11 protein-coding genes and 2 pseudogenes are annotated in these 15,159 nt (G+C 71.8%); 6 read left to right on the top strand and 7 right to left on the bottom strand.

Annotation, left to right across the window (positions count from 1 at the left end; translation table 11 throughout):
• Positions 1-4: 4 nt before the first annotated feature.
• Positions 5-586, bottom strand: coding sequence for a redoxin family protein (locus tag M8H82_RS06370; RefSeq protein WP_250071471.1), 582 nt, complete (start codon positions 584-586; stop codon positions 5-7).
• 151 nt (positions 587-737) lie between these two features.
• Entirely contained in the window at positions 738-1,457 is a 720-nt protein-coding gene (locus tag M8H82_RS06365) for a dienelactone hydrolase family protein (protein WP_250071470.1), read from the bottom strand.
• Positions 1,458-1,811: 354 nt separating this feature from the next.
• Between M8H82_RS06365 and M8H82_RS06360 the strand changes: the two genes are divergently transcribed.
• Positions 1,812-3,401, top strand: a complete 1,590-nt coding sequence (locus tag M8H82_RS06360) for an amino acid permease (RefSeq protein ID WP_250071469.1) — start codon at positions 1,812-1,814, stop codon at positions 3,399-3,401.
• A 20-nt stretch (positions 3,402-3,421) separates the two neighbouring features.
• Here M8H82_RS06360 and M8H82_RS06355 read toward each other — a convergent pair whose 3' ends face one another.
• Positions 3,422-4,108, bottom strand: coding sequence for a TetR/AcrR family transcriptional regulator (locus M8H82_RS06355; protein WP_250071468.1), 687 nt, complete (start codon positions 4,106-4,108; stop codon positions 3,422-3,424).
• Positions 4,109-4,278: 170 nt separating this feature from the next.
• On the opposite strand from M8H82_RS06355, the gene M8H82_RS06350 reads away from it, so the two are divergent.
• The 4 genes from M8H82_RS06350 to atzF all read left to right on the top strand — a co-directional run bounded on the left by M8H82_RS06350 (position 4,279) and on the right by atzF (position 11,150).
• A complete protein-coding gene (locus M8H82_RS06350) occupies positions 4,279-5,121 on the top strand; it encodes an urea amidolyase associated protein UAAP1 (protein ID WP_250071467.1) in 843 nt (280 codons plus the stop codon).
• A complete protein-coding gene (locus M8H82_RS06345; RefSeq protein ID WP_250071466.1) occupies positions 5,118-5,762 on the top strand; it encodes an urea amidolyase associated protein UAAP2 in 645 nt (214 codons plus the stop codon). The genes M8H82_RS06350 and M8H82_RS06345 overlap by 4 nt, the downstream gene beginning before the upstream one ends.
• 5 nt (positions 5,763-5,767) lie before the next feature.
• Positions 5,768-9,355: an urea carboxylase gene (gene uca, locus M8H82_RS06340; RefSeq protein WP_250071465.1), complete on the top strand. Its 3,588-nt coding sequence runs from the start codon at positions 5,768-5,770 to the stop codon at positions 9,353-9,355.
• Positions 9,356-9,464: 109 nt separating this feature from the next.
• Positions 9,465-11,150, top strand: a complete 1,686-nt coding sequence (gene atzF / locus M8H82_RS06335) for an allophanate hydrolase (protein WP_250071464.1) — start codon at positions 9,465-9,467, stop codon at positions 11,148-11,150.
• A gap of 17 nt (positions 11,151-11,167) precedes the next feature.
• On the opposite strand, the pseudogene M8H82_RS06330 reads toward atzF, so the two are convergent.
• Positions 11,168-11,534 (bottom strand): annotated as a pseudogene (locus tag M8H82_RS06330) (hypothetical protein).
• 238 nt (positions 11,535-11,772) lie between these two features.
• Between M8H82_RS06330 and M8H82_RS06325 the strand changes: the two are divergent.
• Entirely contained in the window at positions 11,773-13,326 is a 1,554-nt protein-coding gene (locus M8H82_RS06325) for a M28 family metallopeptidase (RefSeq protein WP_250071463.1), read from the top strand.
• Between the two features lie 33 nt (positions 13,327-13,359).
• Here M8H82_RS06325 and M8H82_RS06320 read toward each other — a convergent pair whose 3' ends face one another.
• The 3 genes and pseudogenes from M8H82_RS06320 to M8H82_RS06310 all read right to left on the bottom strand — a co-directional run.
• Positions 13,360-14,274: an alpha/beta fold hydrolase gene (locus M8H82_RS06320; RefSeq protein WP_250071462.1), complete on the bottom strand. Its 915-nt coding sequence runs from the start codon at positions 14,272-14,274 to the stop codon at positions 13,360-13,362.
• Between the two features lie 70 nt (positions 14,275-14,344).
• Positions 14,345-14,992, bottom strand: coding sequence for an FMN reductase (locus M8H82_RS06315; protein WP_250071461.1), 648 nt, complete (start codon positions 14,990-14,992; stop codon positions 14,345-14,347).
• Positions 14,989-15,159: pseudogene (locus M8H82_RS06310) on the bottom strand (5,10-methylene tetrahydromethanopterin reductase); the annotation flags it as partial. The pseudogene M8H82_RS06310 and the gene M8H82_RS06315, both read right to left, overlap by 4 nt.

Below are 15,159 nucleotides of genomic sequence, written 5' to 3'. Positions count from 1 at the left end.
GTGCTCAGCCGGTGAGCCCGGCGACCTTGTCGGCCAGGCCCTCGCCGCCGGGCAGGACACCTTCGTAGACGGTCTTGCCGGCCTTGTCGAGAATGACGTAGCGGCTCTGCTCGGTGACCTCGAACCGCTTCCAGAGGTCACCGTCCTCGTCGGACAGGTGGGTGAAGGAGCCGGTGCCGGTCTCGCTGACGAAGTCCTTCATGGCGGCGTTCTTGTCGAGGCCCGCGATGCCGACCACGTTCGCCTTGCCCGCGTAGTCGGCGGCCACCTTGGCGGTCTCGGCTGCCTGGGCGCGGCACTTGGGACACCAGGGCGCCCAGAACCACAGCACGGTGGGCTTGCCCGCGAGGGTCTTGCCGTCGAAGGGCTTGCCGTCCACGGTGGTGCCCGAGAACGCCAGCGCCTCGGGAACCTCGGCCCCCGCGCCGCCCGCGTCCGACGGCGGGGCCTGCTCGGCGGCGGATGTGGCCGAGGAGGCTTCCGGCGTCGAGGCCCCTGCGGAGCCGGAACTGTCGTCGGATCCGCAGCCGGTCACCGTCAGCAGGGCGGCGGCCAGGACGGCCGGGACGAGGGCGCGGGCGCGCATGAGAACTCCTCTGGTTGTGGGTTGCTGTGACTGTAGGCCCGCTGCCGTCGGCAGGGCAGGTCGGCGATCTTACGGTTCGGTGACGTCGGGCTGCGGCGTCCGGCAGCGGGCAGGGAGCGGTGCCCGGGTGACAGGCACCGCCCCGCGTCTGCTACTTCAGATGCCGGTCGTAGAACCGGCCTCCGTCCTCCAGCTCGAACCACGGGGTGCCGAGGTGCCCGCCCGTATTGGCGTGCAGTGTCTTCTCCTTGGTGCCGAAGGCGTCGAACAGGTCCAGGGCCCGTTGCCTCGGGTTGCCTTCGTCGTCCCACTGGAGCAGGAGCAGCAGGGGAACGGTGACCTGGCGGGCCTCCTCGCGCTGGGCGCGGGGCACGTAACCGCCGGCGAAGAAGTTGGCGGCCGCGATGCGCGGCTCGGTCACCGCGAGGCGGATGCCGAGGGCGGTCCATCCCGAGTAGCCGACCGGGCCGGTGATCTCGGGCAGCGCAAGGAGGGCGTCCAGGGTGGTCCGCCATTCCGGGGCCGCCTTGTCGACCATCGGGCCGACGAGGGACTCGAGGATGTCGTCGAGCGGCTCCCCTGCTTGCATCGCACGGTGGAGGTCGGCGCGGGCCTGCCGGTCGGCGGGGGAGAGCGGCCGGTCGCCGCATCCGGCGGCGTCGATGGAGGCCACCGCGTAGCCGTACGCCGCGGTGTGCCGGGCCCGGGCCACCAGCCGCGATTGCGCCTTGGGCAGGCCGTTGTTGTGGGCCATGAGGATCAGCGGAGCCGGGGCGGATACAGGCGTCCAGAGGGTGCCAGGGATCTCGCCGAGGGTGAACTCGCGCTCGAGGATGCCGTCGTCGAGGCGCTGTTCGGAGGTGAACTGCATGGTCGTGCCCTTCGGGAGTGCTGATGAACGGCGCTCCCGGACGACCTATCGTCCGACCGCGACCCCGGAGGGGAGCACCCATGTCGATACTGCGTTCACGGGTACCACCTCCTCGTTCTCCGGCACGGCCTCCCGAAAGCTAGCAGCGGGTGTGGTGGCCCGCCAATGGGTTTTGGGCGGATGGTTGCTCCCCGTCGCTGTCCGGGTGCGCTGCAAGGGCCCTCGGCCGCACGTGGGTGAGGAGGCACTAACGGCTCGGAGATGGATGCGAAACGCCGGGGAAACAGGCCGTCCCTAATTTCTGTCACCCGACAGGAATTTCGCAGGATCTCGCCTCCGCGACAGGGGACCGCCATGACCGTGACCACCGATCCCGCACCGCCTCCACCTCCCTCAGCCGGCGCCGGTGACGGCTCGCTCGCCGAGTTCGGCTACCGTCAGGAGCTACGGCGCCGGATGGGCCGGTACGCGTCCTTCGCCGCCGGGTTCTCCTTCATCTCCGTGCTGACCACGGTCTTCCAGTTCTTCGCCCTCGGCTACTCCTTCGGCGGGCCGGTGTTCTTCTGGACCTGGCCCGCCGTTCTCGTGGGCCAGCTGCTCGTCGCCGCCTGCTTCGCCGAACTCGCCGCCCGGCTGCCCATCGCGGGGGCGATCTACCAGTGGGCGAGCAGGCTCGGCAGCCCGGCCTTCGGCTGGTACGCGGGCTGGATCATGGTGGTCGGCCGGGTCGTGGTGGTCGCGGCCGCCGCACTCGCGCTGCAGGTCGTCCTGCCCGCCATCTGGTCCGGCTTCCAGGTCATCGGCGGCGACCCGTCACCGACCACGACCAGCGGCGCCGCCAACGCCGCCCTGCTGGGGCTGATCCTGCTCGCGCTCACCACCCTGCTCAACGTCCTCGACAACCGCGCACTGTCGGCCGTCAACACCGTCGGCGTCACCGCCGAGATCGTCGGCGTCGCCCTGATCGTCACCCTCCTCGCCACCCACGCGGAACGCGATCCCGGCATCACTCTGCACACCGGGGGCGAGGGCGGCCTGATCGCGGCACTGCTGGTGGGCTCCTTCACCGCCGCGTACGTCCTCATCGGCTTCGAGAGCGCCAGCGAGATGAGCGAGGAGACCGTCAACCCCCGCCGCACCGCACCCCGCACGACACTCAGCGCGCTCACGACCTCCGGCCTGTGCGGGGGACTGCTGCTGCTCGGCGGACTGCTCGCCGCGCCCAGCCTCACCGACGGACGACTGGCGAGCGAGGGCCTGAGCTACGTCCTGACCAGCACCCTCGGTGACGGCCTCGGCAAGGTCCTGCTCGCCGACGTTGCCCTGGCCGTCTGTGCGGCGACCCTGGCGATCCAGACCTCGGCCACCCGCATGCTCTACTCCATGGCCCGCGACGGTGTCCTGCCGCGCTCGGCGCGGCTGGCGAAGGTGCCGAGGCGGACCGGAATGCCCGGCACGGCCGCCGTGGTGGTCGGCGTCTGCGCCGGGCTGCTGCTCCTGCTCAACCTCGGCTCGCCCCAGGCCTTCCTGGCCATCGGCACCACGTGCATCGCGATGGTGTACCTGGCGTACGCGATGGTCACCGGACCGATGCTGATGCGGCGGCTGAAGGGCCAGTGGCCGCCGGCGGACGGCGACGACCGCGACGAACTCGGCAAGCCGCTGTTCTCCCTCGGCCGTTGGGGACTTCCCGTCAACGTGCTCGCGGTCGGCTACGGCCTGTTCATGACGGTCAATCTCTCCTGGCCCCGTGCCGGGGTGTACGACCCCGAGGGCGGCCACTGGTACTTCCAGTGGTTCACCGTCCTGTTCGTCGGCATCACGGTTGCCACGGGTGCGGCCTACCGCTGGTACCGCAGCCGCAGGGACGCGGCGCCCACGCCGAAGGCTCCGGACAGCCAGGCCCCGGCCGGGCCCGTCCTCGACGAGGCCGTACGTATCTGAAGCCCCTGCATGACGCCGCGTCAGGCACCCGCCGCGAGGAGCTGCTGCCCCTCGCGGCGCAGCCGTGCCAGGGAGCGCTGCGGCACGCCCGCGACCCGCAGCGCCGCGTCGGCCGTGGCCGCCGCCAGGGCCTGCGGAGGGTGGCCGGGGTCCGCCCGCCGGATGAGGATGACGCTCTCGGTGAGGCCGAAGAGGAGGTCCGTACGCAGCGCGAGGTCCTCCGGGCCGAGGGCCGCGCCGGGCTCGCTGGCTGCCAGCAACTGCCCGTAGGCGGCTTTGAGTTCGACCCGCACTTGGTGGAAGACGGCGAAGCGCTTCGTTTGCACCTCGGGCAGGAGGTAGAGCGCGCCGAGGTTGTGCGGGCCGCCGCACAGCAGTGTCACGTCGGCGTGGCACAGCGCCCACAGCCGTGCCTCCGGGGACGCCTCCGTACGGGAGACCAGGTGGTGCGCCACCTCCAGCGAAGGGCGCACGGTCCCCTCCAGCAGCGCGGCGAGGATGGCCTCCTTGCCGTCGAAGTAGTGGTACAGCGACGCCTGGCGCAGACCGGCCCGTTCGGCGACCGCGCGGGTCGTGGTCGCGGTGTAGCCATGGGTCGTGAACAGCTCGGCCGCGGCGGAGAGGACCTCTTCGCGTGGCTCGAGCCCGCTGGCGGGGCGCTCCTGGGCGCGGGGCCGGCCGACTCTTCTGGTGCTGCGGGTGTTCACTCGGTGATCCTCGCACAGCCCCGCGCGCCGTCAGCGGGGGCGCCCGGGTCCTCGGCCCTGCGGAGTGAGTTTCCGGTAACTGGCCCGCAACGCACGGGCAATGGTCCCGAATCCGCCGCGCCCTAATTTCTGTCGCACGACAGAAATCAGGCCGAGCCGGAGGTTGAGCCGTGGCATCAGCGTCAGTGACAGCGTCGGCGTACGGCGCCCGCGACCATGCCCGGGCCCAGGAGGGCAGGCAGGTCGACGCCATGCCCGTACTCCCGGCGAGCAGCTGGCCGGCGCCTCCCGAGGGCATCGCCGCCGAGGACATCGTGTGGGCCGAGACCGTGGCGGGCGGCAACTACACCCACCAGGTCCTGGCCCGCGGCACCGAGCTGCGGCTGACCGACCTCGCCGGGGACGCGTGCGCGCACCTGCTGCTGTTCAGCGCCGACCGCCCCTGGGAGCGGCTGAACGCCGCCGACACCGTCAAGGTGCTCTGGAACGCCTACCTCGGCGCGAGCCACCTGCTCCTGTCCGACCAGGGCCGGGTCCTCGCCTCCCTCGTCGAGGACAGCTCCGGTCGGCACGACTCCCTCACCGGCACCTCCACCCTCGCACGCAACACCGCCCGTTACGGGGACGGCACCCCGCAGTCCGCCTCTCCGGCCGGGCGTGAACTGTTCAAGCTCGCCGCGCTGAAGAACGGCCTCACCCCGCGGGACCTGCCGCCGTCGATCTCCTTCTTCCAGGGCGTGCGCATCGCCGAGGACGGCGCCACCGAGTTCACCGGCTCCGCGGGCCCGCACACGACCGTCACACTGCGCGCCGAGCAGGACGTCACCGTCCTCCTCGCGAACGTCCCGCACCCGCTGGACCCGCGCGCCGCCTACACCTGCAGCAACCTCGAGGTCCTCGCGTACCGGGGCGAGCCGACCGCACCCGGTGACCCGGTGTGGGACGCCACCCCCGAGGGCCGCCGCGCCTTCCTGAACACTGCCGGCCACCTCACCGCCCGGGGGATCGCATGACCACCACCACTGTCACGGGCCGCGTCGTCCGCGACGACACCGTCCCCGCCCGCGCCGCCTGGTCCGCCGTCGTCCGCAAGGGCCAGCTGCTGACCATCACCGACCTGCACGGCAACCAGGCCGCCGACTTCCTCGTCTACGACGCCCACGACACCGGCGTGCGCTACAGCGCTCCCGACACCGTCCAGGCCCAGGGCACCATCTTCCTGACCACCGGCTCGGTGCTGCTGTCCAACGAGCACACACCCCTGATGACCGTCGTCGAGGACACCTGCGGCCGGCACGACACCATCGGCGGAGCCTGCTCAAAGGAGTCCAACACGCTCCGCTACGGCCACCACACCTGGTCCCAGCACGCCTGCGTGGAGAACTTCCTCGCCGAGGGCAGCAAGCACGGTCTGGGCAAGCGCGACCTGGTCTCCAACGTCAACTGGTTCATGAACGTGCCGGTCGAGAAGGACGGCACCCTCGGCATCGTCGACGGCATCTCGGCCCCGGGCCTGCAGGTCGTGCTGCGCGCCGAGACCGACGTCCTCGCGCTGCTGTCCAACTGCCCGCAGATCAACAACCCCTGCAACGGCTTCGACCCCACCGCCGTGCGCATGACCATCACCGAGCCGGACGAGAGCGACGAGGGCTGACCACCATGACGTTCGACACCCTGCTGGTCGCCAACCGCGGCGAGATCGCGGCCCGCATCATCCGCACCGCCCGCCGGCTCGGCCTGCGCACCGTCGCGGTCCACTCCGACCCCGACCGCGGCGCCGCGCACGTCCGGCTGGCCGACGAGGCCGTACGGCTCGGCCCCGCGCCCGCCAAGGAGTCCTACCTCGACGCCGACCTGGTCCTCAAGGCCGCCAAGGACACCGGCGCGGGCGCCGTCCACCCCGGCTACGGATTCCTCTCCGAGGACGCCGACTTCGCGCGCCGCTGCGCCGACGCCGGCATCGTCTTCGTCGGCCCCACTCCCGCACAACTGGAGCTGTTCGGCGCCAAGCACACCGCCCGCGCCGCCGCGCAGGCGGCGGGCGTCCCGCTGGCCCCCGGCACGGGGCTCCTCGCCGACGTGGCCGGGGCTCTCGCCGCGGCCGAGGAGATCGGCTACCCGGTCATGCTCAAGGCGACCGGGGGCGGTGGCGGCATCGGCATGCAGGCCTGCCACGACGCCGCCGACCTCGCCGACGCCTGGGACCGTGTGCAGCGCGTTGCCGCGGCCTCCTTCTCCTCCGCCGGTGTCTTCCTGGAGCGGCTGGTGGAACGGGCCCGCCACATCGAGGTGCAGGTCTTCGGCGACGGCCACGGCACAGTCGTCACCCTCGGCGACCGCGACTGCTCACTTCAGCGCCGGAACCAGAAGGTCCTCGAAGAAGCACCCGCACCCGGCCTTCCGGACCACGTCCGCCGTCAACTCGCCACCAGCGCCCGGGACCTGTGCGCATCGGTGGACTACCGCTCCGCCGGCACGGTCGAGTTCGTGTACGACGCCGTCCGCGAAGAGGCGTTCTTCCTCGAGGTCAACACCCGCCTCCAGGTGGAGCACCCAGTCACCGAGGAGATCTACGGCGTCGACCTCGTGGAGTGGATGCTCCGGCTGGCGCAGGGCGACACCGCGGTCGTCACCGAGCCCCCGGCCCCCGAGGGACACGCCGTCGAGGCGCGGGTGTACGCCGAGGATCCCTCCCGCGACCACCGGCCGAGCGCGGGCCTGCTGACCCGCGTCGCCTTCCCCGCGGACGTCCGCGTCGACACCTGGGTGGAGACCGGCACCGAGGTCACCACCGCCTACGACCCGATGCTCGCCAAGGTCATCGCGCGCGGCGCCGACCGCGCCGAGGCGCTCGACCGGCTGGACGCGGCGCTGGCCGCGACCCGCGTCGACGGCATCGAGACCAACCTCGGCCTGGTGCGCGCCGCCCTGCGCGACACCGACGTGCGCGCGGCGGCCCACTCCACTGCCTCGCTCGCCGCGATCACCGACCCGACGCCCCGTATCGAGGTCGTCGTGCCGGGCACCTTGACCACCGTCCAGGACTGGCCCGGACGCACCGGCTACTGGCAGGTCGGCGTCCCTGCGTGCGGACCGATGGACGACCTGTCCTTCCGGCTCGGCAACACCGCGCTCGGCAACGACGACGGCGCGCCCGGCCTCGAATGCACCCTCCAGGGCCCCTCGCTGAGGTTCACCCACTCGACGACGGTCTGCGTCACCGGAGCTCCCACGCGCGTGACACTCGACGGCACGCTCGTACCGCAGTGGGAGCCGGTCAACGTCGAGGCCGGACAGACCCTGGCCCTCGCCGCGCCCGACAAGCACGGCCTGCGGACCTACGTACTGTTCGCGGGCGGTCTGGACGTACCCCGATTCCTCGGCAGTGCGGCCACTTTCACCCTCGGCCGGTTCGGCGGGCACGGCGGCCGCGCCCTGCGCGCGGGCGACGTCCTGCACGGCGGCGAGGCCCGTACGGGGACCTCCGCCGTCCCTCTCGACCAACGCCCCGTCTTCGGCGGCGAGTGGCGGGTCGGCGCGGTCGAAGGCCCGCACGCCGCCCCCGAGTTCTTCACCGAGGACGACATCCGCGACTTCTACGCCGCGGACTGGAAGGTCCACTTCAACTCGGCGCGTACCGGCGTCCGCCTGGTCGGACCCAAGCCGCGCTGGGCCCGTACGGACGGCGGTGAGGCGGGCCTGCATCCGTCCAACATCCACGACACGCCGTACTCCGTCGGCGCCGTCGACTACACCGGCGACATGCCCGTCCTCCTCGGCCCCGACGGACCCTCCCTCGGCGGCTTCGTCTGCCCGGCGACCGTCGTGACCGGACAGCGCTGGAAGCTCGGCCAGTTCCGCCCCGGCGACATGGTCCGCTTCGTCCCGGTGACCACCAAGGCGGCTGCCGAACTGCGGCACCACCCGGCCGCGGCCCCGCTCGCCGACCGGGACGTGATCGACGACGGCGGCATCCTCGCCCGCCTGGAGCGGACCGGGTCCCGCCCGTCGGTCACCTACCGGCGCAGCGGCGACGACAACCTCCTCGTCGAGTACGGGCCCATGCAGCTCGACCTCAGCCTGCGCATGCGCGTCCACGCGCTGGCCGAGGCCATCGCCGCGCGGGACCTCGACGGCATCGTCGACCTGACACCGGGCATCCGCTCGCTGCAGGTCCAGACGGACCCCGACGTCCTGCCGCAGGACGCACTCCTGCAGCTCATGCTGCACGTGGAGGAGGAACTCCCGGCCACCGACGAGCTGGTGGTACCCAGCCGCACCGTGCACCTTCCGCTGTCCTGGGACGACCCCGCGACCCGCGAAGCCATCGCCCGCTACATCGCCGGCGTACGCGACGACGCCCCCTGGTGCCCCTGGAACATCGAGTTCATCCGCCGCGTCAACGGCCTGGAGACGGTCGACGACGTCTACCGCACCGTCTTCGACGCCGAGTACCTGGTCATGGGGCTGGGGGACGTGTACCTGGGGGCGCCGGTCGCCACCCCGCTGGACCCACGGCACCGCCTGGTCACCACCAAGTACAACCCCGCCCGCACCTGGACCGCGGAGAACTCCGTCGGCATCGGCGGCGCGTACCTGTGCATCTACGGCATGGAGGGCCCGGGCGGCTACCAGTTCGTCGGCCGCACGACCCAGGTGTGGTCGGGCTGGCAGCAGCGCGGCGCCTTCGAGCCGGGCAAGCCCTGGCTGCTGCGCTTCTTCGACCGGATCAAGTGGTACCCGGTCGACGCCGACGAACTCCTGCAACTGCGCGCGGACATCACCTCCGGCCGGTTCGTACCGAAGACCGAGGAAGGCACCTTCTCGCTCGCCGGCTACCAGAGGTTCCTCACCGAGAACGCCGCATCGATCGCCGAGTTCCGGGCCCGGCAGGGCGCGGCCTTCGCCGCCGAGCGCGACGCCTGGGAAGCGGCGGGTGAGTTCGCCCGCGCCGAGACGGCCACCGAAGTCGCCCCGCCGACCACCGACATCGAGGTCCCCGAGGGAGGCCACCTGATCGAGGCCGAGTTCACCGCCTCCGTCTGGCAGGTCAACGTCCGGGTCGGCGACCGCGTGTCCGCCGGGCAGCAGCTGCTCGCGCTGGAGGCGATGAAGATGGAGTCACGGGTCCCCGCCCCCGCCGACGGCATCGTCGCGGAGGTCCTGACCAAGCCAGGAAGCCAAGTCGAGGCGGGCACCGCCCTCGTCGTCCTCGCGCCTGTCGAGACGGCTCGGGCGGCTGCCTGATGCGGAACTCAAGAGGGCAGGCGCGCCTGCGCCTGCCAGGGCCCGCGGTCACGGAGCACGGCACGGACGACGGATGCGGCATCGGCCGTACGAGGGAAAGCAGGGCCGCATGAACCCCCCGATCACCGCCGTGGAGCGAGTCCGGGCCGCCTACGCGCGTATTGAGCAAGTGGACCGGCCCGAGGTGTGGATCGGCCTGCGCCCGCAGGCCGAGGCGGAGCAGGACGCCGCCGCGGTCGACGCGAAGGTCGCCGCGGGCCTACGACTTCCCCTGGCCGGCACGGTTTTCGCGGTCAAGGGCAACATCGACGTGGCCGGGCTGCCGACCACCGCCGGCTGCCCTGCGTACGCCTACCGGCCGGAGGCGGACGCCCCGGCGGTGGCCCGCCTGCGGTCAGCGGGCGCCGTGGTCCTCGGCACCACCAACCTCGACCAGTTCGCGACCGGGCTGGTCGGCACCCGCAGCCCGTACGGCGCCGTCCGCAACGCCATCGATCCGCAGTACGTCTCGGGCGGCTCCTCGTCCGGCTCGGCAGTCTCCGTGGCACTCGGCATCGCGGACTTCGCGCTCGGTACCGACACCGCGGGATCGGGCCGGGTGCCGGCGGCCTTCAACGGCATCGTCGGCCTCAAGCCGACCATCGGGCTGGTCCCCACCGAGGGCGTCGTCCCGGCCTGCGCCTCGCTCGACTGCGTGACGGTCCTCGCTCGGACCCTCCCCGAGGCCGAGCGGGTGCTGTCCCACCTGGCGTCGCCGTCGGGGCGGCAGCTCCCGGCACTTGAGCAGCGACGGCCCGGCCCCTGGCGGATCGCCGTACCCGAGCCCGAGCAGCTCGGCGAGCTGGACAAGGGCTGGGCCGAGGCCTTCCGGGCAGCTGCGGACCGGCTCGACCAGGCGGGCGCCGAGCTCCTGCCCATCGACCTGGAGCCCTTCACCCAGGCAGCGGCGAGTCTCTACGAAGGCGCGTTCGTCGCCGAGCGCTACACCGCCGTCGGCGCCTTCATCGACGAGCACGTGGGCTCGGCCGACCTCGATCCGACCGTGTCCGCGATCATCACCCGCGCCCGGGACATCCCGGCCCACCGGCTCTACGCAGACACGGAGAAGCTCGCCTCCCTCCGCATCAGAGCTCTCGCCTCGCTGAACGACGCGGACGCGCTGCTCCTGCCGACGACACCGGGCCACCCGACCCTCGCCGAGGTCGCGGCCGACCCCCTGGGGGCCAACACCAGGCTCGGCCGCTTCACCAACTCCACGAACCTGTTCGACCTGGCGGCGGTCGCCGTCCCGGCGGGCGAGGTGAACGGTCTGCCCTTCGGCGTCATGCTGATCGGCCCGGCGTTCACGGACGAGCGGCTCGCCCGCATCGCCGGACTGCTCACCGCTCCGCCGCTGCGGCTCGCCGTGGTCGGCGCACATCTGTCCGGGCAGCCGCTGAACGGACAGCTGCTCGCCCTGGGCGGCCGACTGGTGTCCACGACCACGACCGCGGACACCTACCGGCTGTACGCGCTGAACACGGTGCCTGCCAAGCCAGGCCTGGTCCGGGCCCGGGAGGGCGGCCGCACGATCGAGGCCGAGGTGTGGCAACTGCCCGCCGAGGGCCTCGGCGCCCTCCTCGCATCGCTGCCCCGCCCGATGGCCCTCGGCAGCGTGGAACTCGCCGACGGAACTTTCGTGCCGGGCTTCCTGTGCGAACCCCAGGCTCTCGAGGGCGCCCATGAGATCACGGCATACGGCGGCTGGCGCGCCGCCCTGGCCGCCCTGCCCCGCGCCGAAGACCCGCCGCGCTGACGCCAGGTGGCAAGCGGTCAACCGGTGCCCTTGACGGGTGCGCTGCTACGGCCACGGCGTCGGCCGCTGAGCTCCACATCGAGCGTCTCCTGGGCGACCCGCATGCCCTCGGCGTACACGGGATCCCGCAGGCGCCGCCACGCCTCCGCCAGAGCCGTGACGGTGTGGGGGCCAGCCGGCACGCCGGTCGAAGGCGGGCACAACGGTGTCGCCGACTCGGATCTCACCACGTCCCATCGAGCCGTCCTCGGTCCGCACCGGGGACAGTTCCGCACCGCCGAACACCTGCGTGACGAAGTCGGGCAACGCCCCCGTGTCCTCGGTGACGACCCAGGGCGCAACGGTGGTGCAGCCCGTCGGCGCGCTGCTGATCTGCTGGGACATCGTGGTTCTTCCGCTGATGCCGGCTGACGGCAGCAACGGCGGGAGTCACACAGGCCGTCTGCTGTCCTGCTTGGAATTCGCGGCAGCGGCCCTCTGTCAAGCCCCGCGGCCGTACTCGCGCCTCTACACACCGAAGGCGAACGGTGTCTTGGCAGTGAGCAGTCACAGGGTTAACGTGCCTCGACCGTGTTCTCCCGAACCGTCGATCCACCTTTTGACCTGCCGTGAGAGGACCACTATGTCCGCACGTCACAGAGTCGCGGTGACCGCCACCCTGGCCGCCGCTGCACTCGCCTCCCCGCTGCTCGTCGCCGGCCCCGCCACCGCGGACGCCGACAACTCGAGCTGGCCCCACCGGGGTGACGCACTGGCGAGGAAACTCGTCAAGGAGTCCACCGCCACCAGTGCCTATCGCCACCTGAAAGCCTTTCAGGCGATAGCGGACCACAACGGCGACACCCGGGTGGCCGGATCCAGGGGCCACGAGCTGTCGGCCGTCTACGTGGAGGCGGTGCTCAAGGCCGCGGGCTACGAGGTCTCCCGACACGCCTTCGACTTCGTCTACACCGACGAGATCGCCGAGTCCCTCACCGTGGTCTCGCCCACGCCGCGCAACGTCCCCATCCAGCTGATGACGTACACCGTCAGCAGCCCCGCGGGCGGGGTGACCGCCGACGTGGCCGTTGCTCCCGTGGACGCCGACGGCACCAACGGCTGCGAGCCCGCCGACTTCGCCGCCGGCGCCTTCACCGGCAAGATCGCTCTCATCAAGCGCGGCGGGTGCACCTTCGCCGTGAAGCAGGCCAACGCCCACGCGGCGGGCGCGGTCGGTGCCGTGATCTACAACAACACAGCGGGCGTGCTCAACGGCACCATGGGCGACGCGGCGTCCGGCAAGATCCCCACCGGCGGCATCACCCAGGCGGACGGCGAGGCGCTGGCCGCCGAGGCGGCCAAGGGCCCGGTCAAGGTCACCCTCGACATCCGCGAACTGCGCGAGAACCGCCGGACGTTCAACGTCGTCGCGGAGACCCGCGGTGGCGACGAGGACAACACCGTCTTCCTCGGAGCGCACCTGGACTCGGTCTCCGAAGGCCCGGGCATCAACGACAACGGCTCCGGCTCGGCCGGCATCCTCCAGGTCGCGCAGAAGCTGGCCAAGTCCCAGGACAAGATCAAGAACAAGGTGAAGTTCGCCTGGTGGTCCGCGGAGGAGTTCGGCCTGGTGGGTTCGGAGGCGTACGTCGCCTCACTCACGGAAGAGCAGAAGAAGCAGATCAAGCTCTACTTGAACTTCGACATGATCGCCTCGCCGAACGCCGCCTACTTCGTCTACGACGGCGATGACTCCGACGCCACCGGCGCCGGCCCCGGCCCCGAGGGTTCGGCCCAGCTGGAGAAGGGCATCAACGACTTCCTCGACTCCAAGAACATCCCGCACGAGGGCACCGACTTCACCGGCCGCTCCGACTACGGCCCGTTCATCGAGGTCGGCATCCCGTCGGGCGGCACCTTCACCGGCGCGGAGGGCATCAAGACCGAGGCGCAGGCCGCGAAGTTCGGCGGCCAGGCGGGGGTGGCGTACGACGTCAACTACCACGCCCCCGGTGACGACATCGACAACATCAACATGCGGGCGTTCGACATCAACATCGACGTCATCGCCGATGCCGTCGGCCACTACGCGTACGACCTCGCACCGCTGACCCAGCCGGTGGAGTCCGTCCCGACGGACGGCGACTCCGGCAGCGGCGGCGGCCTGCACGACGGCCACGGCCACGTGACCGAGTAGGAAGATCCGCGGACCGGCGTGGTGCGGCCCTCGTCAGGGGGCCGCATCGGCGAAGGGGGCAGCGTGCGGCTCCCCGAGGAACTCGGTCAGTTCCTCCAGCAGTGCCTGGGGGCGTTCCTCGGGCGGGAAGTGGCCGCTGCCCTCGATCACCGCGCTGCGGACGTGCGGTGCGACGGGACGTAGGCCGTCCGCGAGTCTGGTGCCGACGTTGTGCTCACCGCCGACCGCCAGGAGCGGCATGCCGAGGTGGCCACCGGCGTCCGCCCACGCCCTGTTGGTGCGTCCGTCCTCAAGGAGGGCGCGGTAGTGCGCGAATCCGGCGCGCAGGGCCTTTCGTCCCCGGTAGGTGGCGGTGACGGCGTCGATCTCCTCGGGGGTGAAGACGCCGGGAGTGGCCGACAGGCGGGGGAACCACCACTGGAAGAAGGCGCGTTCACTGCCTTCGAAGAGCAGCTCGGGTGCTTCGGGCGTCATGAACAGGCCGAAGTGGAAGGAGCCGCCGCCGGCCGGGTCCATCGCCCGCTCCAGCCCGAACCCGGGGACGGCCAGCTCGATCAGCGCCAGGCTCCGCACCTGGTCCGGGAAGAGCCGGGCGAAGGAGAAGGCGACCATGCCACCGATGTCGTGCCCGACGAGGCGCGCCGGCCCGGCCACATCGAGCGCGGTGAGCAACTGCCGCATGTCCTCGGCCTGGTTGTCCTTGGAGTACCCGTCGTCGGCGTGCGCGGAGTGCCCGGTGCCCCGTAGGTCGGGAACGATGACGGTGTAGCCCTGGTCGGCCAGGGGCCGCATGAGGTGCCGCCAGGCCCGCCATGTCTGGGGCCAGCCGTGCAGCAGCAGCACCGGCTCTCCCGTGCCTCCGACAACGGTGTGCAGGTCGGTTCCGTTGACGGTGATGTGGTGGCTGGTGAATCCCTTGGGCAGGTCGCTGCTGGCGTTGTCGGGCATGGTGCTCCTCGTTGATCGGGATCGGTTGCGGGGGCTGTTGCGGAGAGCGGGGGACCGGCGGCCCGGCGCTCTACGGGGCGTGGCCGAGAGCGGCGAGCTGCTCGGCGAACGGGACGACGTCCTGCGGCTGGGACTCGCCCTCGACCTCGGTGGGTTCGTCGTTCGCCCGGCCGGGCAGGAGGCGCGCGAGTTCGGCGGCGGCGCGGCGGATCCGGTCCGGCAGGACCGCGGTGTGGGTGTCTCCGGTGCTGCCCCAGTCCTCGGTGGCGGCGAACACTCCGGTCGGGACGGTGAGGGCGTGCAGGTAGGTGAAGAGCGGGCGCAGGGCGTGCTCCAGGACCAGGGAGTGCCGGGCGGTCCCTCCGGTGGCCGCGATCAGCACGGGGGTTGCGGTCAGCGCGGTGGGATCGAGCAGGTCGAAGAACGACTTGAACAACCCGCTGTACGAGGCGCTGAAGACGGGGGTGACGGCGATGAGGCCGTCGGCCCGAGTGACCGCGTCCAGGGCAGCTTCGAGTTCGGGACCGGGGGAGCCGAGCGTCAGGTTGCGGGCGATGTCCGCGGCGAGTTCGCGTACTTCGACGACGCTGACCTCTACCGCGTACCCGGAGGCGGCCAGCTCCTGCCGGGTGGCCTCGGTCAGCCGGTCGGCCAGCAGCCGGGTGGAGGAGGGGTCGCTGAGGCCCGCCGAGACGACGCTCAGGCGCAGCGGCCTCATGAGGTCGCCCCCTGGAGGAGGGCCGGGCGCTGGGCCGGGTGCAGCGGCCCGTCCGGTACCTGGGCGGGGCGGCCCGCGGCGAACTCCTTGCGCAGGACGGGCAGGATCTCCCCGAACAGGTCGAGCTGTTCGAGCACGGTCTTCTCCGGCATGCCGCCCGGATCCAC

The organism is Streptomyces sp. YS415 (genome assembly GCF_023544665.1).
Lineage (GTDB): Bacteria > Actinomycetota > Actinomycetes > Streptomycetales > Streptomycetaceae > Streptomyces.
This window is presented reverse-complemented; position numbering and strand designations above follow the sequence as displayed.

Coding starts and splice junctions, on each gene's coding strand:
- M8H82_RS06315 (WP_250071461.1), bottom strand. CDS start 14,992: ATGAGGCCGCTGCGCCTGAGCGTCGTCTCGGCGGGCCTCAGCGACCCC.
- uca (WP_250071465.1), top strand. CDS start 5,768: ATGACGTTCGACACCCTGCTGGTCGCCAACCGCGGCGAGATCGCGGCC.
- M8H82_RS06325 (WP_250071463.1), top strand. CDS start 11,773: ATGTCCGCACGTCACAGAGTCGCGGTGACCGCCACCCTGGCCGCCGCT.
- M8H82_RS06360 (WP_250071469.1), top strand. CDS start 1,812: ATGACCGTGACCACCGATCCCGCACCGCCTCCACCTCCCTCAGCCGGC.
- M8H82_RS06365 (WP_250071470.1), bottom strand. CDS start 1,457: ATGCAGTTCACCTCCGAACAGCGCCTCGACGACGGCATCCTCGAGCGC.
- M8H82_RS06320 (WP_250071462.1), bottom strand. CDS start 14,274: ATGCCCGACAACGCCAGCAGCGACCTGCCCAAGGGATTCACCAGCCAC.
- M8H82_RS06345 (WP_250071466.1), top strand. CDS start 5,118: ATGACCACCACCACTGTCACGGGCCGCGTCGTCCGCGACGACACCGTC.
- M8H82_RS06370 (WP_250071471.1), bottom strand. CDS start 586: ATGCGCGCCCGCGCCCTCGTCCCGGCCGTCCTGGCCGCCGCCCTGCTG.
- atzF (WP_250071464.1), top strand. CDS start 9,465: ATGAACCCCCCGATCACCGCCGTGGAGCGAGTCCGGGCCGCCTACGCG.